The sequence below is a fragment of the Lentibacillus daqui genome, from assembly GCF_027186265.1.
In the GTDB taxonomy this organism is placed as follows: domain Bacteria; phylum Bacillota; class Bacilli; order Bacillales; family Amphibacillaceae; genus Lentibacillus_C; species Lentibacillus_C daqui.
Window position 1 is genome coordinate 2,631,086 of record NZ_CP114176.1, and the last position, 19,141, is coordinate 2,650,226.

Genomic DNA, 19,141 nt, shown 5'->3' on the forward strand with positions numbered 1-19,141 from the left:
TTATTATTGGTTTTTCTATTCGATATCGTCTAAGAAGCGGGTTATGGTGGGGAAAAAGTCAAAGTCCGGTACTTCTGATTCACATATAACAAAGATATAATTCGAACTCCTATGAATATTTTACCATTTTTAAATAATTACAAGCTTTACCAATTTATTTATTGTATAATGGTGGGGACAGGTATGCAGGGTGGAATTTGGCGGGGGCTGCTTAGGGAAGCTTCTCGATCGGCGGCTTTTATCCCCTAGGAAAGGGGCTGAAGTGATTGATACCTGTAGATAGAGTGATTGAGTTGATGGTGATGTTTTCAACTCTTGTATTGTTAATTGTCAATAGCCGAGAAAAAAAGTAATCACCCCTGTCGATGCTGTGAAGGGATAATTACTTTCTTGGTCTTCCTAAACAAAGCCGCCGCGCCTTGCAGGACTTGTCAATAGTGAGTTGAGTTGCAAGTTGCCGCTTGCAACTCACCTTTTTATTCTATTCCAATCTTATTTAAAAAACAATGAAAACCGCAAACAATTTAAAATTGAGCTATTCTACCCAATATCTATATGTAAGACAATCATATCACAAAATGCCTGAATCCAACGTTGGATATAGGAAAGTTCATAAATATGCCAAAATACTGCTCCACGCATTCACTTTGCCGGTGAATGACTTCGTATAGCGACCAGGAATTGGACTTGTTGATGGTAATTTGATCACGTCAACATATTCCAAATTTACCCCACCGTAGAACTTTTTAAACGTGTTTAGCGATTTGGTGCCATTACAAGCAATCAATCGAATACTGGGATGTTGCTGGATAAGTTTGGGGATATCGTTTGGTTGTTCATCTGTAATTTTCGCATCCGAACTCCCCTTCCGATAGCAGGTTTTGATCGTATCCCATAATGCAATATCATGTTGTTTTACAAATTGAATTTTATCCTCATAAGTACTAAGTGGTGTCTGCCCGAATAAAGCGTAAAGGATGTCCCAAAAGTGGTTTCTTGGATTACCGTAATACTCCTGTTTTTCGAGTGACATTCCCCCTGGCATTGAGCCCAGAATCAGTACTTTGGGACACTTGGGAAGAATAGGATTCATGGAATGTAGTCGATCCATTCGTTATTCACCTTCATTTTTGAGCTTTTTTTCATCATACCAATTGGTGGGGAAAACGTAAATTGCAAATAACAAAATGGAAGTGACCCGTTGGAAGCAGGGGGTCCTTCCATATGCCGAACCCTAAGGCATTACCGTAAATTCAACAGTATATTAAACCCGAAAAAGAAAATTCCTACAACCGTGATCGCACCGCCGATGGTTGCGATTGGAAAAAAGATCGGACTTACGCCTAAAACAGCCAGGGCAATACCAATCATCATGATTGGCAGACCGATATTATGCAGCCAAAAATGCACCCTGGCAGCGGTAGTATGACCAAGATTAGGAAATAGGACATAAAAGACTCCAGCAAGTGCAAGGGACATCCAACCAAGCAAATTAACATGCACATGGACGGTTGCCAGGCTGAAAACATGCATCGAGGACATATACAGTCCAATCAAGATACCAATCATAAAATAGACAACAGCAATTTTAATTAATTTTATCCCCATGCTACGCCTCCTTTCTATAGGTATATAGTAATATTTATATGCTACAGTTAGTAAATATGCCCTTGAATCTTTTTACTATTTAGACTATATTCTTATTGTGCCTATTTACGATTTGGAGAAGGGAGGCTGACAATGAAGGCCATATTAATCGGCGGCGTTATTTTTTTCGGTAACCTTTATTTTAAACCGGGCCATGGAGCTTGACGGTGGTAGTTGGGTATGGAGCGCTTCATTAAGATTCTTATTCATGCTGCCCATGCTGCTGGTCATTGTTGGCTACCAGCGAAATGTAAAACCCGTGTTTCAACACATATGGAGACATCCAGTCCCATGGTTGCTTTGGAGCACAGTCGGATTTGGTCTGTTTTATGCACCACTAACCTTTGCCAGCATTTATGGTCCTGGTTGGCTTGTAGCAGCAACTTTTCAACTGACCATTATCGCCGGATCCCTACTCGTTCCCTTCCTAAGTAAAGAGAAGGTCAAGCAAACAATTCCAATACAACAAATCCTGATTTCACTAATCATTTTATTCGGCATTTTCGTTATGCAATTGGAACATGCAACGGTTGTACCATTCAAAAGTGTTCTGTTATGTGTGATTCCCTTAATTGTTTCCGCGTTTAGCTATCCACTCGGAAATCGAAAAATGATGCAGCTGGTGGATGGTGAGTTAAATACCTTCCAGCGGATTTTGGGGATGACGATTGCCAGTATGCCATTTTGGTTTATACTGTCCATTTACGGCATGATTTCGCATGGGTTGCCCAGTTCCGGCCAAATGTTACAAACGTTCATTGTAGCAGTATCCTCGGGAATTATTGCGACCGTTTTATTTTTTTATGCAACCGAACTGGTCCAACATGACAATCAAAAGCTGGCTGCAGTCGAAGCTACACAGTCTGGAGAGGTTATTTTTACTTTATTGGGAGAATTAGTCTTTTTGCATGCGCCATTACCACAGGTGTTTTCATTTGTTGGGATACTTCTGGTTGTGATAGGGATGATTTTACATAGCGTCATATCCGCATTGGAAAAACGCAAAAAGGTAGTAGCGTATCAAAATGTTTCAGGTAGTGGGGATTAATGAAATCAGGGAGGGATTCAAGGCGAATTGTCGGTGATAGTTATTTGATCAAGCTGGGTTTAGCTTGGTCATGAATGCATCCATTCTAAAAATTCCAATCGATTTCCAAAAGGATCATACAGATAAAAGCGATTGGCGCCCGGTAATGAATCATCCAATTGGGGTTCAACTCCCTTATTCCGTAAATATTGTTTCATTGCTTCGATATTTTTCACATGAAAAGCCGGATGTGCTTTCTTAGCTGCTCGAAAATTCTCCTCAACACCAACATGAACATGTACGGAACCAACTCGAAACCATGCTCCACCTCTTTTTCTTAAGGTTTGCGGTTTTTCTATTTCCTCAAACCCCAGTAAATCACGATAAAATTCGCGGGCAAGGTCTTCTTTGTTACTGGGTGCTGCAAGTTGAACATGGTCAATTTTTTCAATGTAAAAACTCATAGAAACTCCTCCCTTCTTGTATATTTAAATCCTAACATTTTTAATTGAAACCGGATAATACATAATTGTGATCAATGATGTAATGGTTTGCTTATAAGAGTAATCCGTTAACATCTCAATGTTGTCTGAGTAGCGAGATTCGGCGAAATACCTCTGTGTTCAATGATTTTTATCGAACAACGAAATTTGTCGTTTTTCAGCGAAACCATACAATTACTATTGTTTTAGGCATATTAAAAGACCAGCCCCACTTGAGGACTGGTCTGCCATATTCATATTCAACAGCCACAATTGCCGTAATTTCAATATAAAAAGTTTTAAACCACCACTCAACCAAGTGGGTGTTCGCAAAAGTCTTCCTGCCTTCCGCTCCATTCGGCGGCACGGCATTAGAACTTTTATTTAAAACTCCCTATTATTATCTTAGAGGTTAAAACTTATTATCATTACGCACAATGTAGCTTGTAAATATATAGTACATCGAAACTGCCAAGATTGCAATGGTATTTTTGCCCAGTTCATGATGACTCTGATTACAAACACACGCTTGCCACAATCACCCATTCTTCACAAATACCGCTCTTCAAACGAATTGTTTACGAAACACGACTTTCCGCATCTCAACGCACGGGCCTGAATCTTTGTTTTAAAAAAGTAATTCGTGTACTTCGTTAAGTTCTTTTACGCGTATATCGTTTTGGACGTTTTTGGCGTAATGAATTTCTCTATCCAAAATTCTATCCAGATAGACCATTTCATCGTCCGTTAATGCCTTAACAAATGCACCTTCACCCGAAAAGTGACGGGACTCGAGCTTTTTAATTATCTGCCGGCCCATATCATCTTCTGCGTAATTCGCTAATGACTCACGCAGATAATCTAATGTATGATCGATTGGTTTCACCTTCTATATTTTTGTATTGCGTTTTTTCGCCTTTTGTTCCAGCTGGGATTTCGGTCGCTGATTGGTAGTATCCTCCGTAAGTCCTTGTGGATTAACACTATTGGTTACGCGTTGTTTACTCCAATTATTTTCTTTTTCACTCATTGCAAACACCTCCATTTCTATTGTTTTCCGTCAGATAATCTTTATACACCCAAGCAAAAGGGATGAAGCGACATTGCCCCATCCCTGCAAATTATTGCGTTAAATCCTCATACTGTTCACGCAATGATCGTTTTAACACTTTCCCGCTTGGATTTTTTGGCAGTTGATCGGTAAACGCTACATACTTCGGAACTTTGAATGTGGATAGTCGTTCCTTACAAAATGAAATCACGTTCTCCTTGGCCAAGTTTGCTCCTTCTTTTGGAACAATAATGGCAGTGACCGCTTCAATCCAATATGCATCAGGGATACTGACGACTGCTACTTCGGAGACCCCGTCCATTTGATATATTGTCTCTTCTACTTCCCGACTTGAAACATTGACACCACCCGTATTGATCATATCTTTTTTCCGGTCAACAATCGTGACATACCCTTCCTCATCCATAACACCGAGATCACCACTGTGGAACCATCCATGACGAAATGCTTCACTCGTTTTCTCCGGATCGTGTAAATAGCCTTTCATCGCATGTGGTGTACGATGAACGATTTCGCCAATTTCGCCACGAGGTACCTCTACGTCTTGTTCATCCACAATTTTCGTTTGTACATTCAGCGTTGGTGTTCCGGCAGATCCCAGTTTGCGTAATTGGTCTTCGGGTTGAAGTGCGGTTGCCAGTGGTGCTACCTCAGTTTGTCCGTAAAAATTCCAAAACTTAGCATTTGGTAACCGTTCCGACAGTTCTTTTAAAACCTCCCGTGGCATGATCGCTGCCCCATAATAGCATTTTTCCAATGAAGATAAATCACGTTTGTCAAAATCCGGGTGACGCAGCAAAGCAATCCAAACTGTTGGTGGGGCGAATAACTGTGTAGCTTTCTTTTCCTCAATGGTTTTCATAATCAGCTTTGGGTCTGCCGCTCCCAGAATAATTCCAGTTGCTCCAACATATATGCTCGGCCCTAAAAATACATGCAACTGAGCACTATGATAAAGTGGCATTGCATGGATGGCCACATCGCGAGCCTCCATATTGCCGTCAATAATGCTTGAGACATATTCACTGATCAAACTTTTATGTGTTAACATGACCCCTTTTGGACGGGATTCCGTGCCACTGGTGTACAAGACATGGGCTAAGTCGTCATCATCAATATGTGCTTCAACAAAAGTTGCCGGCTGTCCTTCACGAATCTTGGCGATGGCTTCCCATGATGCAAGCTCCTTTGTCGTCTCAGGTACATCCATTACATAACGATGCTTTACATCCATGCCATATGCCGCCTGGTCAAGCACTGGCGCATATTCAATCGAAGCAATCAATCCGGTTACGTTGGCATGTTTCAGAATATATTGCACATCTTCTACGGAGAGCATATAGTTGATTGGGATCATCACAGCCCCGATTCGTGCCAGCGCAAAATTGACGACAACGAAATCCAGACTGTTTTTGGACATGACGGTAACCATCTCGTCCTTTTTCATTCCCCGTTGTAAAAAGGCATGGGCGCTCTGGTTTACCAAGTCATCTAATTCAGCAAACGTAACCTGCTTACCCTGATACATCATGGCTAATTTGTCCGGAGTCCGATCACGGGTCCTGACCAATAAATCACCTAATGTGTTTCGTCTTGCCTGTTGTAACGTGGAAGTAAATGCTTTGTTATCATTTGTAAACCCTTTCAAAATTATCACTCTCCCTTTTCGCGCGTTTTGATTTCTATCTCTTATTTTATTTTAGATAATTCAAAATAGAAACTTTTTATCGAGCAGGAGACCACAGTAATACGGCAAATGCTCTTTTTGCCTTTAACTTAATTGTGAACTTCAGCGATTTTGTTGTGAATTTCAGCTACTTTTTGTCGAATTCCAGCGAAACGGTGTCGAACTTCGGCGAAATCATGTCGATTTTCGGCAAAACGAGACACTGAGTAACCCAGCCACAAATAAAAGCAGCCACCCAATAGAGCGACTGCCTCTACGCTAAAAATAATGCACCATATATTAAAGCACCAAGAACCACATAGACGGGACTGACCCCGCGTTTTTCCAGCAAAATGTAACCAGCAACAATCAAAATAATCATATGTACCCAGCCAATTTCTACATACGAGTTATGGAAGAATTCAACTGTCATCACAGCAAGCAGTACTGCAATCGTCGGACGGATAATTTTTGTCAGCCGCTTTACCTTAGGCGATTCTTTATAGCGCATTAATAATCCTAGCAACGCGATCATCATTACCATAGACGGTGCTACTGAGGCAAATACGCCAACAGAAGCCCCGAGGATGCCGCCCACATCATAACCGATATAGGCCGCCAGTTTTGTCGCAATGGGACCCGGCAAACCATTACCAAGGGCAACCATTTCACTGAACTCCTGTGTGGTAAACCAATGATATCGGTCAACCACCTCATGTTCGAGTAGTGGAATCGTTGCCGGACCTCCACCATACCCCAGAATATTCGAGGTAAAATTCGCTAAAAATATTTTCCAGTAAATCATGATTGATCACCTTGCCTTTTTCGACTGGTGTCTTTGGAAAATAAAGCAAAGAGAATCAAGACAATGATCAGGATCGCAGGATGAATCCCCAATAATTCCATCACAACGACACTTACAACGGTGAGAATAATGGTTGCCACCCAGCCGAGTAATTTTTTTGCCTTTTTGATAAAATCCCAAGCCAAAACGCCAATCATCACCCCGGCGATCGGTAGCACACCTTTTGACATTCCTTGCACCCACGGGACATCCTTGTATTTATTTAATACGGTTAGTAATAGGATCATTAAAAAAGCAGTTGGCAGCACCGTGGCGATAATACACGTCATCAATCCCCAAAAACCTTTCAGCCGCCAGCCAATATAACCGGACAACTTGGTGTTAATCGGCCCTGGAAGTGTATTCGCAAGTGCCAGTATATCGGAAAACTCATCATCATCCATCCATTGATAGGTCTTGACCACTTCCTTATGCATCAGCGGGATTGCCGACAATCCACCACCATAGCCAAGCATCCCGGCGCGGAAAAAAGCAATAAACAAGTCCTTATGCAATCGATCATCTCCCAGCGTTCAAAACTATTTTTGTATTGTTTGAAGTTTCCTGCCTTATGTTATCGCACCAAATTGTCGGAAGCTTATCTTTGTATAGTTGATAAGTTACCCTAACCTATATTTACACTGTTTTAAACTTGCGCCAACAATTCGGTGAGTAGTCCTTCCTTTATTCAATAAGTTCGATTGCTTCATAATTTAAAATAATCTACAACGTAATCAATATATTCTTTATCGGTTAAGATAACACTAATTTCCTCTTTTGCATTCGATTGGGACGCGTCATTAGACAGCCAATTATGGGATCCAATAATCAAATACTGTTTATCAACAAGTAGTAGTTTAACATGTAAAGGAGGTCTGTATTCTAAACCACCTTTCAGCTTCTTTCTTAAATTAATTACAGCATTAACATAACTACTTTCATCAACAAATTTTTTATTCACATCCGTATGATAAATACTTTCTATTCTTTCTAATGTTGCACCCCGACGTTTGTTATAGCCAAAAATAATATGAATATCGTTTTCTTGTCCCATTGCATATGTCAATCCTCTATTAAACTGATCTCCATTAATAAGATTCGAAGCTAACCAAGGACTTATAATATCAATGCTTTTTTCGGATTTGGCCAGTGCATTTATCAATGTATAATAATGTGACTTGGCGCCGATAATTACATGATTAGGAAACTTTTCATACAAAAAGCTGCCAAATTCAGATGGTTTGTCAATTTTACTTGCTGCAAACATTTGAAAAACCTCAACCTTATATGTTGTGTCAGAAATATTCAGATCTGTATTAAATAAAGAAAATGCTGCCCCATATTTTTTTATCATATTTAACAGGGAGGACAGATAATTCCCACTTCTTAAGGCGGCTTCAAAATTTCCCACAAATATGAATTGCTCTTTCCCTCTTGTTATAGCTACATTCAGCAAATTAGGTTCGCCGCCAACAAACTCTATTAGCTTTTCATTTACAACAGAGGTAAATATAATATATTTTTTCTCTTGCCCTTGGAAAGCATGTACAGTTCCAATATCTACATCTTTTATTATCTTTTCGAGGTATTTCTTTTGGTTTTTAAATGGTGTGATAATCCCAATTTCATCTTTGATAGTCTCCCCATATCGTTCGATCATTTTTTTTACAATTTTACCGCATATGGTTGCTTCTTGCTTATTTACGTTGCTACTTTCCTGTTTTCCCCTGATGTCTATTCCTATAAGGTTATTACCAAACAACTTATCGTTATTGTCTTTCTTCACAATCTTTAACCTATTGTTGTATACTTTATGATTCGAAAACGCCGCAATTGCTGGTTCACAACGCCGGTGTTCTTCTAATATGATACCGACTCGCTGTTTATCCATTATTTCAAACACATCTGAATTTTGATCGGCATAATGCTGTGCGCTCTTTTTAGTTATATCAAATAAATTCCAGTTATCTTCCGGGATATTCGATTGTTCTATAATATTGTTCATCGTTGGCCTAACAGGTGCGATCTGCATAATATCTCCAACAACTAAAGCCCGCTTCACCCTATATAAGGGGCCGACTAAATAATGCGGCAAAACCTGCCCGGATTCATCTACCAGCAATAAATCAATGTAGCCTTCCAACATGTGAAAGTTTGTACTTTTAAATGAATGCAAAGTTGTTGTAACTACTGGAAAGCAAATGAAAAAAGTTTCCCATGCCACGCGAAGTTCATTTTCCTTTTTTGAATGGAATTTTTGCGTCTTACTATAAAAAGGTTGAAAGAGATAATCCTTACCAGAAATATATTCCAAATTATTCAAAATTTCCTCACGATGTTTCCAAATATAATGTTCAATTACTAGTAGGGATTGTTTAAATAATACATGCCGTTTTTTTGCGATGATGTCATTACTATGAATTAAATCGTAAACACTATCATATTTTTCCGGATCCAAATCTAATTTCAATTGTTGCACAAGTTGCTCTTTTACAAGTTCCAAACGTTTTAGTAATCTTATGTTAGCTTGTGTTTTATTCAGTTGTTCTTTTAACAAATCGTAATTTTCACTTATTTCGCTAAACTCTTTTTCTAAAGATTGAATATTATGTTGAATAGATAATACGGACTGCTTACACTTGTCCAGACGACTCTGTTTGTTAAAATAGGCACTGTCCAATTTTTCAATGCGCTCACGAATAAACAATTCAGATGGATAGTTCTTAAAAAACTTCTTTCGTTTGGGCAAAAAAGAAAGCCATTTTATTTTGCTATAAGAATGGAATTCTTCTAATGCACTATAATATTCTTTTTGTTTATTTTCTATTTCAAAAATATCCTTTTGCAACATTTCTTGTTCTTCTATTCTAGCAAAAGCATTGTTTTGATGACTTTCTACTTTTTGACTTATTTCATCCTGTTTATACCTTAGCTGTTCCATAGAAATGGACAATTGATCTTTCTGATGTTCCAATTGTTCTTGAGATCTGGATTGCCCATACTTTTTGTCCAAAAGTCCTTGATTCAGGCAATCCTTTGTTATTTGTAGATAGGTACTAATTGTTTGCTCTATGCTTTCCAAATCAGCTATTGTTTTGTTAAAGTTTGTTAAGGTTTGTTCTTCCTTATCTTCGTAATTTATCAAATCAGTACTTTTCAAACCATTGATTAATGGTTCCAAAATATTTCTTCTGAATTGATCAACATTACTTTTTTTACCTAGCCGAGCGCACATCAACCCTTTAATGGTTAAATCATCTTCCGCCATGTCCTTCACAAACTGGCTGAAATATGAAACCTCTGACATCAGCTCCTCACCTATGTTATCGACAGCTTTATTATTTGTGCTGGTAACTACAATAGAGTGATCATTCTTCCCTTTCATAGGCGATATGTACATCTTTCCATTGTCCGTTGGCTCCCATTTTTCATCCCAAATCCCAACTAATTGCTGTGCCTTCTTAACAATTGTATCTGCAATTATCTCTTTTAACAGGGTAGTCTTGCCTGTTCCAGGTGGTCCATTTACCGAGAGTAAGTGAGAATTGTTAAGCGCCCCAAGTATATGCCATTGTTTTTCATTGATAGAGTAAGCATCTGTATAACTTCCTAAATGAAAATGATTTTGCGGCTTTATTCTATCAAAAGGTACTGAATGGTTATTTCCTAATAAATAACTGTTTAAAGGATTTGAGTTTAACGTTGGTTCACCTTTATCTTTTAAATTCCTTTGCACCAGCTCAATTTCTGTTCTAAACGGCGGTTCATTAAATTTCTTAAAACTCTCTGTAGTAACAAAAACAGTTGATAATCTGGACCATCCTTCATATTTTTTAAATTCTCCAACGGCAGAAAACAAATTGGGAAATTCACCGTTAATAACGGTGATTGCGGAATACAGTGCCTCGTCCATCTTCTCTGGGACGTGTAAATTTTCAATTTGCCGTAATACTGACTCTATCTTTTCCCCGTATGCATGGGTTACTTCGCTTGTTGCAGTATTGGTAAAACAAGCAATATATAGTGATAATGCATTTAAATTGGCATGAATGGTTTTTACAGATATTTCACCATGCAATAAAGTGGCTTCAAATACAAAAAGTGGATGGTAGTTCTTATCCTTTTCCAAAACAGGATAACAAATATAACAACTCTGGTCGTCCACTATTTTACGTAATTCTATTATAAATTCTTTTTCAGTTTTATCATTTTTAAAATCTAATGCTGTACTTAGCAATTCTTCCTCATGTCTAGATATGATCTGTTTAATTATTTCATTAAGTTTTTTATCCTCTCGATACTCATTTTTCCTACATATGTGGCTTTTTTTACTATTTATTATTTCTGTTAAGTAATTTACTTTCTGTTGTAATAGCCCCTCTTCCAAACGTTCAGGATTTTCCAACACTTCAATTGAATAATCATAACCTTTTACATCGCGTAAACTGCTTTGCTGAAATTTAATTTCACTCTCGTAATTTTGAAAGTATTGTAAAATAGAATGGATATCCATGTAAGCACCCCACTTCTACACTTTGGTTTTAATTTTTATAATTCTGACTCTATTCTAACAGAACACCTGTATATAATGCAAAATTTCCCATTTTCAACTGATGTGCGCAAAACGTATAAAGATAATAACTTCAAAATTATCGCGATTTAGCCTATTTTTCATTCCAAAAGAGATTAAGGGTAAACTAAACGTTCATACCCTTACCACATCGTTTTCACGAATTTTCTTGTCCATGGAAATTTACCACCGGTACTTTTCTAAAAAACCGTTTAATTAAGATTGTTTCAACGGAATCCAATAAAGCTAAATGCTTAAAACTGCACACTAAAACCTTTAAATTCATGAATTCCTGTACCAAATCTAATTAGTTTTTTCTCTCTCAAAAACTTGACCGCTGATTTTACTTCATTTAAAATTTCAGGATCGAGCCCTACTGTATGATGTGAACCAAAAACCTTTGAGGCATTCGATAACCCTGCTATTTTCTCCAGTGAATTGACCAAATCAACAGGGTTTGTTGACGGATAAAAAGCATATATTGGTGTCTCATCATAAAGTAAATCTCCCGTAAACAAATATCGATTTGACTCATCAAAAATGGCTATATGCCCGGGAGAATGCCCTGGCGTATGATAGATAGTTAATATTCGATTCCCTAAATCAATTACATCACCGTCTTTTAATAAGCCTGTCGGTTCCCCTTGAAAAGGTTGATATGTATCGGGATTAAAGGTTTCCGGCACAGGTATTGTTATATCCCTGCTTATATTTTTTCTTATTTGATCGATGGACAAGCCACTGATTCCATTCACTAACCAATCTTGATCACCTTCATGAACATAAATTCTTTCAAATTCTCCATGACTTCCAATATGATCAACGTGAACATGGGTAGTAACGACATCAATCGGTAAGTCAGTCAATTGGTCTGTTATTCTTTTTATATGATCAATGCCAAGACCAGTATCAATCAGTGCCGCTTTTTCCTCTCCCAGTAATAAGAATGAATGCACTTTTTCCCAGTGCCCGTATTCACTAATCGCATATGTATTTTCATTGATTTGTTGAATGGTAAACCACGGATCCTCCATCATTAAACACTCCATTTTATTATTATATTGACGAAATTGAAATTCTTGTTCACAGAGAATTACTTCATCATGTTAACGGTTAACTGACCCTACGCAACTCTTATTAATCCTTTGCAAACAATTTAGCATTCGCATCCCTTAGTTGAATACCTTCACTAATTCCTTTTAACCATAGTAATAAAATCAGCAACATCAGTTTTGAACTTGTCTTGCTTTACAAATCCGATTTGTTCATATAAATGAATGGCTCTTTTATTAAACGTTGCGACTGATAACCTCATGGGAACTCCCGTGTAGTTTTCTTTTATATATTTAAGAATAAATGTCATAAAGTCATAGCCGTATCCTTTACCTGTATAATCAGGGTGCATACCTAGACCTATATCTACAAAGTTATCTTTATATACACCATAATTATTACCAACTGGTATTTGGGCCGATTTCCCTGTACATAGGAAGCCAAAGACCTCACCCTCATCGTCTGTTATAGCCCGATATGTACCAGCGAGAAATTCTCTCATCCCCTCTTCGTTTACTTCATTGTTATAAAAATCATAGGGGGGCTCATATTTCCAAGTAAGAATCTTTCTTGCTAAATCTTCGTCCATATTTTTAATGATTAAATTCATACTTTTCTTCTTTTCCTAACCAAAATCGCTTACTTCCGGCACGTTCATGTCGCACCACTTTTGATATAAAACACGGTTCTCACGACATCTTGATAATCCAAGAAAATCAAGAACAATTCCCCATCCACTTTAACGCATTAGCATAATGGGAAACTGTTCACCCTAAACGAACCTTATATAACCTTCCCCGGATTCAAAATACCTTTAGGATCGAGTGCTTGTTTAATCGCACGCATGACTTCCAATGAAGCGCCATGTTCTTTTTTCGCATATTTTCGTTTGCCGATCCCGACACCATGTTCACCTGTACAAGTACCACCACGAGCAAGGGCATAATTGACAATATGTTCGTTTACGATGTTCGCTTTATCAATATCGGTTTGATCATTTACATCAACCATTAACAAGATGTGGTAATTACCATCACCGACATGGCCGACAATTCCACCGTCAAGTCCCGATGTTTCTACTGCTTCACGGGCATCTTTTATTGCCCCCGCAAGCTCTGAAATCGGCACACAAACATCGGTTACCATTTGTTTCTTGCCGGGATTGCCGTGAATATAGGCGTATGCAACGTTATGTCTTGCTTCCCACAACCGGTTTCTGCCCGCCGTATCGGTTTCAAACTCAATATCCTGACAGTTATGATCCATCACAATCTCCCGGGTAAAATCGACATCCTGCTTAAGCCCTGCTTCATTTCCGTGAAATTCCAAAAAGACGGTTGGCACTTCCTGATATTCAGTCTCGCTAAACCAGTTCATTTGTTTAATCGATTGGGCATCCGCCAGTTCGACCCGGGCAATCGGTACACCTGCCTGTAAAATGGCAGTGACCGCTTCTACTGCATCATCAACACTGTGAAAGGAAGCCCTGGCTGCCATCGTATATTCCGGAATACCATAAACCCGTAATGTTAATTCGGTAAAACAGCCAAGTGTTCCTTCAGATCCAACGAAAAGACCATTTAAATGATAACCAGATGAAGATTTCGCTGCCAGATTGCCTGTATGAATGATCGATCCATCGGCGAGAACCACTTCCATATCGCGGACCTGATCACGCATAATCCCATATCGGACAGCCGTTGTGCCACTGGCATTTGTTGCCGCCATCCCGCCAAGCGTGGCATCAGCGCCAGGGTCAACAGAAAAAAACATGCCATACTTTTTTAGTTCCTTATCAAGCTGTGAACGGGTAACACCAGGCTGCACTTTGACAAGAAAGTCATTTTCCCTTATTTCCAAAACCTTGTTCATCAAGGAAAAATCCACAACAATGCTCGATTCATAGGGAATAACATTTCCTTCCAGGCTGGATGCAACACCAAATGGGACAACTGTCTGCTCGTACTTGTTTGCCAGTTTAATAACGCGACTCACTTCCTCGGCCGTTTCCGGAAAAACAACAACTTCAGGCAAATGTGGTGTATGATAGGATTCATCACTGCTATGCTGTTCCAATACGGTTTCATTTTTCGTCACGCGATCCGGTGCAAGTTCCTGCTGTAATTCTTCCATTAAATTCATATGTAATCTCCCCTTTAATTTGGAAAAACGAAAAAGCTTTTTATCAGTATGACTTTTTCGAACTATAATACTATTATACTATCACAGTTTTTCCAATGATAAAAAACAAAGGTGCAAGCGTCCGGTTAGCGGCGTACAAACTGGAAGGGTTCTGACGAGATAAAGGAAACATGCCCCTGCAAAAGGGGTATGCCGACGTTGGCCGCAAAGGCCGTTCTTAGTCGGCCTTCCTTTAACTTACGAACCGATGTTGACTTATCGTAGGAAGAAACCTGAAGTTTGCTAGCCGCTGGGCGCTGGAGCCGGACGGGGCCTATTCTGGCATAAGCAGAACAGAGCCTGAATTTTTGTTCTGCTTAATTTCTAAATTACAGCAAAGTTTCTAAATCGGATATTCGCCCAAAATCCTGGTTTCCTGTACCGTCCCGGGTTTAAATGAATATAGTGACATTGACTAGTTTAAAGGGAGGAACATAAATCAATGGAATCATCAGAGCGCAATCGGCCAAAGCATCTCGCTTGGCATGAAACACTGGAAGTACATGAACTTGTTGCCTTTCAATCAATTGGGTTAATGAAATTGAAACATGCGATAGGAGAAGTAAGTGATGACATGCTGCGGAATCTTTATCTGCAATGCATTAAGGATATGGAAAATAACTTGAAGGAACTGACTCAATTTTATTCCTTGGCACCTTGTGAAACAGAGGAAGATGAAGAGGATTTTCGCAATCTTGGGGACGGTTTTTATGCTGGCGACCTATTAGTATTAACAAAAAGTTGTGTCAAGAATTATGGTGCCTCCATCACTGAAATAGCTACCCCTGTGTTACGAGATACATTAAATAAACATTTGCAAAAAGCGATTGAAACACACGGGAATGTCTTTGCCTATATGTTTGAGAGGGGTGAATATCCGGCATATGATTTGAAAAAACTGTTGCAGAATGATTTAAAGAATGCAAATAAAGCCTTGAAAATGGAATATAAATAGCTCTTCCGGATAACAGCAAAAGCTGGCGAATCAACCCATTTTTAAAAGTGTGATGTGATAAGACCTATGTCGAATATACGATAAAAACGGTCCAGCATGGGTGACGGACCGTTTTCCTATTTACATATGTGAGAAATTAATTCGTCTTGGTTGTTTGGATCGTTTCATCCTCGGTGTCTTATACCCATGCTCAAAAATCCGGCCTTTTTCCATTTTACAGTGGGCAAGTAGTGAGTCCAGCAGACCACCATGCTGATCAACTGCCTGTTGAAAAATTTTTGCCGCGACCCGAGCATCCTCCAAAGCGTGGTGATGTTCAAACGTAATCCCGTGATGAACAGCGACTGTATTCAATTTATGATTCATTAGTTCCGGCCATACCCTTCTGGAAATATTTGCAGTACATAAATAATCCATTGACGGATATGGCATGTTAAAGTAATCCAGCGTATTACGGATTACGCTCATATCAAAACTGGCATTATGGGCGATCACCAGATGATCAGTAAGGTATTCGTTTAGAGTTGGCCAAATTTCCGCAAATGTTGGCTGGTTTTCAACATCACGACTTGTAATTCCATGTACTTCAATATTGAATGAATTAAATTGCATCAACGGATTGATTAACGTATAGTATTCATCGATAATCTCATGTTCATTGGCAACCACAATCCCAACCGCGCACGGACTATGCCGTTTCGCATTCGCCGTTTCAAAATCAATCGACGTAAATATCATATGTACCTCCCCTTTGCCTTCATCATATCACAAAACCCTAAGAGTGCGCGTCTAACTTTGCTCACTTATCTGGCTAATTGCGGTGTGGAAAGCTTTCCCTGCATGAACTCTCAATAAGGATCCCAAATGTAGTTTCATTTTATCGGCGGTTTTGATATCGGCGATTTTCACTAATTTTATGGCGGATTGGTGAAATTCATCGGTGATTCCCAAAATTTTCAGGAATGGTATCAATGCTGAAACAAACTTGCCCAACATCGATAGCTATCCCTTTGCACTTTTTCAGCGTAGTTTTATTGTCTGTCTTGCTTGACTTTTCAACCGGAAAATTGTATTGTATGGATTAATATTTAAAATTATATAATTGTTTCTTATCCAGAGAGGTGGAGGGACTGGCCCTTGGAAACCTCGGCAACAGACTTGCGGAATTACAATCCCAGGTACTGTGCCAATTCCAGAAGCGTGATGCTTGAAGATAAGAAGAGTGCCAACGATAATGCAACAGTCTCTTCTTATCTTTAAGTAGAGACTGTTTTTATTCTTTACCAGGAGATGATGAGATGACTAAGAGAAGTATTGAAACAAGATTAGCACAACTGGGAAACAACAGTGATGCGTCTACAGGGGCTATTAATCCGCCTATTTATCTGTCAACCGCCTATAAACATCGGGGGCTTAACCAGTCAACCGGGTATGATTACACCCGGACAAAAAATCCGACCCGCTATCTATTGGAAGAAGGTATCGCCAATCTGGAAGCGGGTGATCAGGGGTATGCCTGTAGTTCCGGAATGGCAGCAATTCAGCTAGTGTTTTCGCTGTTTCATTCCGGTGATGAACTCATTGCAACTGAAGATATCTATGGCGGTACATACCGGCTGCTCGATCATTATGCCGATCACTATCAGATTCAGACGTCTTATAGTGATTTTACCGACCTGGGCCAAACCGAGAGTCTCATCACGAACAACACGAAGGCGATTTTAATTGAAACACCGACCAATCCATTGATGCAGGAAGTTGATATCAAACAGATTGCCAAGCTAGCGAAAAAGCATCAGCTATTATTAATTGTGGACAATACATTTCTCACCCCGTACTTACAACGCCCATTGGAGCTGGGGGCAGATATTGTGATTCATAGTGCGACCAAATATATCGGCGGGCATAATGATGTGTTGGCCGGATTGGTGGCAGCAAAGGGTAACGAGCTTTGTGAACAATTAGCAACCATTCACAATGCCTCAGGGGCGGTGCTTTCCCCATTTGATTCATGGTTATTAATACGCGGGTTAAAAACTCTTTCGCTAAGGATGGAAAAACATCAGCAAAATGCCAGGGACATTGCTCATTTTTTACGCGAACAGGATGAAGTAGTGGATGTGCTTTACCCTGGTAAAGGTGGTATGCTATCGTTCCGTCTCCAACAAAGTGACTGGGTGGATCCTTTTTTACAGCAATTACAATTAATCACATTTGCCGAAAGTCTAGGAGGTGTGGAAAGTTTTATTACCTATCCGGCAACACAAACCCATGCCGACATACCGATTGAAGAGCGGGTGAAGCGAGGTGTAGACGATCGGTTATTACGTTTCTCTGTTGGGATTGAACAGGCAGATGACTTAAAGCAGGATTTAAAACAAGCATTATCCGCTTTAGTCAAAGAACCGCAACTTGGATAAAGAGAAATTTCTTTCGGTTCTGGTTTTCTCTTAAAATAGGACAGACGGATCCTATCATCAGTTAATACAGAATAAAATTAACAGCCTGCAAACATTGGGTGCAGGCTGTTTTTATATTGGCGTTTATCCAGTCAGGCAAGCAAACATTAGACTGGCGGTAGTTATTTTTTTAATAATCTCACGCTTTACTCTTCAATAAAACTCTTGTCAACGAAGGCACTAAAATCCGGTTGTTCCTTAAGAAACTGCAAATCGAAGGAAGAATCCCCAAATTCCTGAATCGTATCTTCATCAACGTCATACACGAAATTCGTGCGTTTCCAGGCGCTTTCCATCACATCACGTTCCATTTTTTGTCCGGTAATGTCATCAATACTTTGAATGGTTATATCAATCGCTTCGTCCTGATGCTCATTAATATAATCAATAGAAGCTTTATGGGCATCAACCATTTTTTGTACCAATTCCGGATTTTCTTCTTTCAATTCAGAACTAGTTACAAACACTGCGGCCGGTAATGTTTCTCCAAACGATACTTCATCGAAATCAAGTAGAACATTTGCCTCTTCCTTCAGTTCCAACATTGATCCCCATGGTTCCGGAGCTGCGGCAATGTCAACTTCCCCTTTCTCAAACATCGTCGTATATTGGGCTGGTTTGCCAGTAACATGTTTCATCTGGCCGCCAGTTCGGTTTGAGGTAATCCCCGCTTCCTTCATATAGGTTTCATACTGGACATCATGTGTACAACCTATACCCGGAGTAATAAATGTAGCGTCCTTAATATCATCTACGGTCTTGATGCCACTGTCTTTTCGGGATAAAACGACGGTTCCACCAGTCGATGAACCTGCAACTACCTCGACGTCCACTCCGGAAATGTAATTATTCATTGCCGGTCCCGGTCCAACAAGCCCGCCTTGGATTTCCCCGGCTGCCAGTGCGGTCATAAATTCTCCACCATCCGGAAATGTCTGGTATTCTACATCCACATCATCACCAAGTTGTTTTTCATATAGCTGTTTTTCAATAGCAACCATTGCCGGTGCGTGATTTAAGTTTGGAAAATAACCGATGACAATTTTCTGTTTATCACCAGAAGATCCAGATGCAGAGGAATTGCCGCCGCATGCACTTAATAACAATAAAAACGCCCCAATGACGAAAACAGTTAACGTCTTTCTCATTTAAAGTCCCCTCTCTTTGTGTGGTTATCATGTTTTT

General features: G+C 39.4%; 18 protein-coding genes, 1 other RNA gene and 1 riboswitch. Of the genes, 3 read left to right on the top strand and 16 right to left on the bottom strand.

Going from position 1 to position 19,141, the window contains the following annotated elements; translation table 11 throughout:
- Positions 1-610 precede the first annotated feature (610 nt).
- Both O2S85_RS13330 and O2S85_RS13335 read right to left on the bottom strand, forming a co-directional pair.
- On the bottom strand, positions 611-1,111 hold the full coding sequence (locus tag O2S85_RS13330; RefSeq protein ID WP_269409800.1) for a DNA-deoxyinosine glycosylase: 501 nt from the start codon (positions 1,109-1,111) through the stop codon (positions 611-613).
- 131 nt (positions 1,112-1,242) lie between these two features.
- On the bottom strand, positions 1,243-1,608 hold the full coding sequence (locus O2S85_RS13335) for a cytochrome-c oxidase (protein WP_269409801.1): 366 nt from the start codon (positions 1,606-1,608) through the stop codon (positions 1,243-1,245).
- 193 nt (positions 1,609-1,801) lie between these two features.
- Here O2S85_RS13335 and O2S85_RS13340 point away from each other — a divergent pair, with 193 nt between their 5' ends.
- Positions 1,802-2,695 carry a DMT family transporter gene (locus tag O2S85_RS13340; protein WP_439649405.1) on the top strand — a complete coding sequence of 298 codons (894 nt, stop codon included), beginning with the start codon at positions 1,802-1,804 and terminating at the stop codon, positions 2,693-2,695.
- 68 nt (positions 2,696-2,763) lie between these two features.
- Here O2S85_RS13340 and O2S85_RS13345 read toward each other — a convergent pair whose 3' ends face one another.
- The 11 genes from O2S85_RS13345 to O2S85_RS13395 form a co-directional block, all read right to left on the bottom strand.
- Complete coding sequence (locus O2S85_RS13345; protein WP_269409802.1) at positions 2,764-3,138, bottom strand: VOC family protein; 375 nt, start codon at positions 3,136-3,138, stop codon at positions 2,764-2,766.
- A gap of 278 nt (positions 3,139-3,416) precedes the next feature.
- Positions 3,417-3,605: non-coding RNA, 6S RNA (gene ssrS, locus O2S85_RS13350), on the bottom strand.
- Positions 3,606-3,784: 179 nt separating this feature from the next.
- A complete protein-coding gene (locus O2S85_RS13355) occupies positions 3,785-4,042 on the bottom strand; it encodes a sigma-G-dependent sporulation-specific acid-soluble spore protein CsgA (RefSeq protein ID WP_439649406.1) in 258 nt (85 codons plus the stop codon).
- Positions 4,043-4,045: 3 nt separating this feature from the next.
- On the bottom strand, positions 4,046-4,186 hold the full coding sequence (sspL, locus tag O2S85_RS13360) for a small, acid-soluble spore protein L (RefSeq protein ID WP_269409803.1): 141 nt from the start codon (positions 4,184-4,186) through the stop codon (positions 4,046-4,048).
- Between the two features lie 91 nt (positions 4,187-4,277).
- On the bottom strand, positions 4,278-5,876 hold the full coding sequence (locus O2S85_RS13365; protein ID WP_269409804.1) for an acyl-CoA synthetase: 1,599 nt from the start codon (positions 5,874-5,876) through the stop codon (positions 4,278-4,280).
- Positions 5,877-6,168: 292 nt separating this feature from the next.
- Positions 6,169-6,699 (bottom strand): chromate transporter, encoded by a 531-nt coding sequence (locus O2S85_RS13370; protein ID WP_269409805.1) that lies wholly within the window; start codon positions 6,697-6,699, stop codon positions 6,169-6,171.
- Entirely contained in the window at positions 6,696-7,253 is a 558-nt protein-coding gene (locus O2S85_RS13375) for a chromate transporter (RefSeq protein ID WP_269409806.1), read from the bottom strand. The genes O2S85_RS13370 and O2S85_RS13375 overlap by 4 nt, the downstream gene beginning before the upstream one ends.
- Before the next feature lie 191 nt (positions 7,254-7,444).
- A complete protein-coding gene (locus O2S85_RS13380) occupies positions 7,445-11,251 on the bottom strand; it encodes an AAA domain-containing protein (RefSeq protein ID WP_269409807.1) in 3,807 nt (1,268 codons plus the stop codon).
- A 311-nt stretch (positions 11,252-11,562) separates the two neighbouring features.
- Complete coding sequence (locus O2S85_RS13385) at positions 11,563-12,345, bottom strand: MBL fold metallo-hydrolase (RefSeq protein WP_269409808.1); 783 nt, start codon at positions 12,343-12,345, stop codon at positions 11,563-11,565.
- A gap of 152 nt (positions 12,346-12,497) precedes the next feature.
- Entirely contained in the window at positions 12,498-12,971 is a 474-nt protein-coding gene (locus tag O2S85_RS13390; protein WP_269409809.1) for a GNAT family N-acetyltransferase, read from the bottom strand.
- Positions 12,972-13,144: 173 nt separating this feature from the next.
- On the bottom strand, positions 13,145-14,503 hold the full coding sequence (locus O2S85_RS13395; protein ID WP_269409810.1) for an FAD-binding oxidoreductase: 1,359 nt from the start codon (positions 14,501-14,503) through the stop codon (positions 13,145-13,147).
- Between the two features lie 481 nt (positions 14,504-14,984).
- On the opposite strand from O2S85_RS13395, the gene O2S85_RS13400 reads away from it, so the two are divergent.
- Positions 14,985-15,497, top strand: coding sequence for a spore coat protein (locus O2S85_RS13400; RefSeq protein WP_269409811.1), 513 nt, complete (start codon positions 14,985-14,987; stop codon positions 15,495-15,497).
- A 120-nt stretch (positions 15,498-15,617) separates the two neighbouring features.
- Here the strand turns inward: O2S85_RS13400 and O2S85_RS13405 are convergent, their stop codons facing one another.
- Together O2S85_RS13405 and O2S85_RS13410 are read right to left on the bottom strand one after the other, a co-directional pair.
- On the bottom strand, positions 15,618-16,235 hold the full coding sequence (locus tag O2S85_RS13405) for a 3'-5' exonuclease (RefSeq protein WP_269409812.1): 618 nt from the start codon (positions 16,233-16,235) through the stop codon (positions 15,618-15,620).
- A gap of 51 nt (positions 16,236-16,286) precedes the next feature.
- Positions 16,287-16,493, bottom strand: coding sequence for a hypothetical protein (locus tag O2S85_RS13410; RefSeq protein ID WP_269409813.1), 207 nt, complete (start codon positions 16,491-16,493; stop codon positions 16,287-16,289).
- Positions 16,494-16,603: 110 nt separating this feature from the next.
- A riboswitch (SAM riboswitch) is annotated at positions 16,604-16,717 on the top strand.
- A 78-nt stretch (positions 16,718-16,795) separates the two neighbouring features.
- Between O2S85_RS13410 and O2S85_RS13415 the strand changes: the two genes are divergently transcribed.
- Positions 16,796-17,917, top strand: a complete 1,122-nt coding sequence (locus O2S85_RS13415) for a methionine biosynthesis PLP-dependent protein (protein ID WP_269409814.1) — start codon at positions 16,796-16,798, stop codon at positions 17,915-17,917.
- Positions 17,918-18,102: 185 nt separating this feature from the next.
- Here the strand turns inward: O2S85_RS13415 and O2S85_RS13420 are convergent, their stop codons facing one another.
- The gene (locus O2S85_RS13420; protein ID WP_269409815.1) at positions 18,103-19,104 is read right to left on the bottom strand and encodes an aliphatic sulfonate ABC transporter substrate-binding protein; all 1,002 of its coding nucleotides are present in this window, start codon (positions 19,102-19,104) and stop codon (positions 18,103-18,105) included.
- Positions 19,105-19,141 lie beyond the last annotated feature (37 nt).

Coding starts and splice junctions, on each gene's coding strand:
- O2S85_RS13405 (WP_269409812.1), bottom strand. CDS start 16,235: ATGATATTTACGTCGATTGATTTTGAAACGGCGAATGCGAAACGGCAT.
- O2S85_RS13395 (WP_269409810.1), bottom strand. CDS start 14,503: ATGAATTTAATGGAAGAATTACAGCAGGAACTTGCACCGGATCGCGTG.
- O2S85_RS13340 (WP_439649405.1), top strand. CDS start 1,802: ATGGAGCTTGACGGTGGTAGTTGGGTATGGAGCGCTTCATTAAGATTC.
- sspL (WP_269409803.1), bottom strand. CDS start 4,186: ATGAGTGAAAAAGAAAATAATTGGAGTAAACAACGCGTAACCAATAGT.
- O2S85_RS13415 (WP_269409814.1), top strand. CDS start 16,796: ATGACTAAGAGAAGTATTGAAACAAGATTAGCACAACTGGGAAACAAC.
- O2S85_RS13330 (WP_269409800.1), bottom strand. CDS start 1,111: ATGGATCGACTACATTCCATGAATCCTATTCTTCCCAAGTGTCCCAAA.
- O2S85_RS13420 (WP_269409815.1), bottom strand. CDS start 19,104: ATGAGAAAGACGTTAACTGTTTTCGTCATTGGGGCGTTTTTATTGTTA.
- O2S85_RS13400 (WP_269409811.1), top strand. CDS start 14,985: ATGGAATCATCAGAGCGCAATCGGCCAAAGCATCTCGCTTGGCATGAA.
- O2S85_RS13385 (WP_269409808.1), bottom strand. CDS start 12,345: ATGATGGAGGATCCGTGGTTTACCATTCAACAAATCAATGAAAATACA.
- O2S85_RS13345 (WP_269409802.1), bottom strand. CDS start 3,138: ATGAGTTTTTACATTGAAAAAATTGACCATGTTCAACTTGCAGCACCC.
- O2S85_RS13410 (WP_269409813.1), bottom strand. CDS start 16,493: ATGTTGGGCAAGTTTGTTTCAGCATTGATACCATTCCTGAAAATTTTG.
- O2S85_RS13380 (WP_269409807.1), bottom strand. CDS start 11,251: ATGGATATCCATTCTATTTTACAATACTTTCAAAATTACGAGAGTGAA.
- O2S85_RS13370 (WP_269409805.1), bottom strand. CDS start 6,699: ATGATTTACTGGAAAATATTTTTAGCGAATTTTACCTCGAATATTCTG.
- O2S85_RS13390 (WP_269409809.1), bottom strand. CDS start 12,971: ATGAATTTAATCATTAAAAATATGGACGAAGATTTAGCAAGAAAGATT.
- O2S85_RS13335 (WP_269409801.1), bottom strand. CDS start 1,608: ATGGGGATAAAATTAATTAAAATTGCTGTTGTCTATTTTATGATTGGT.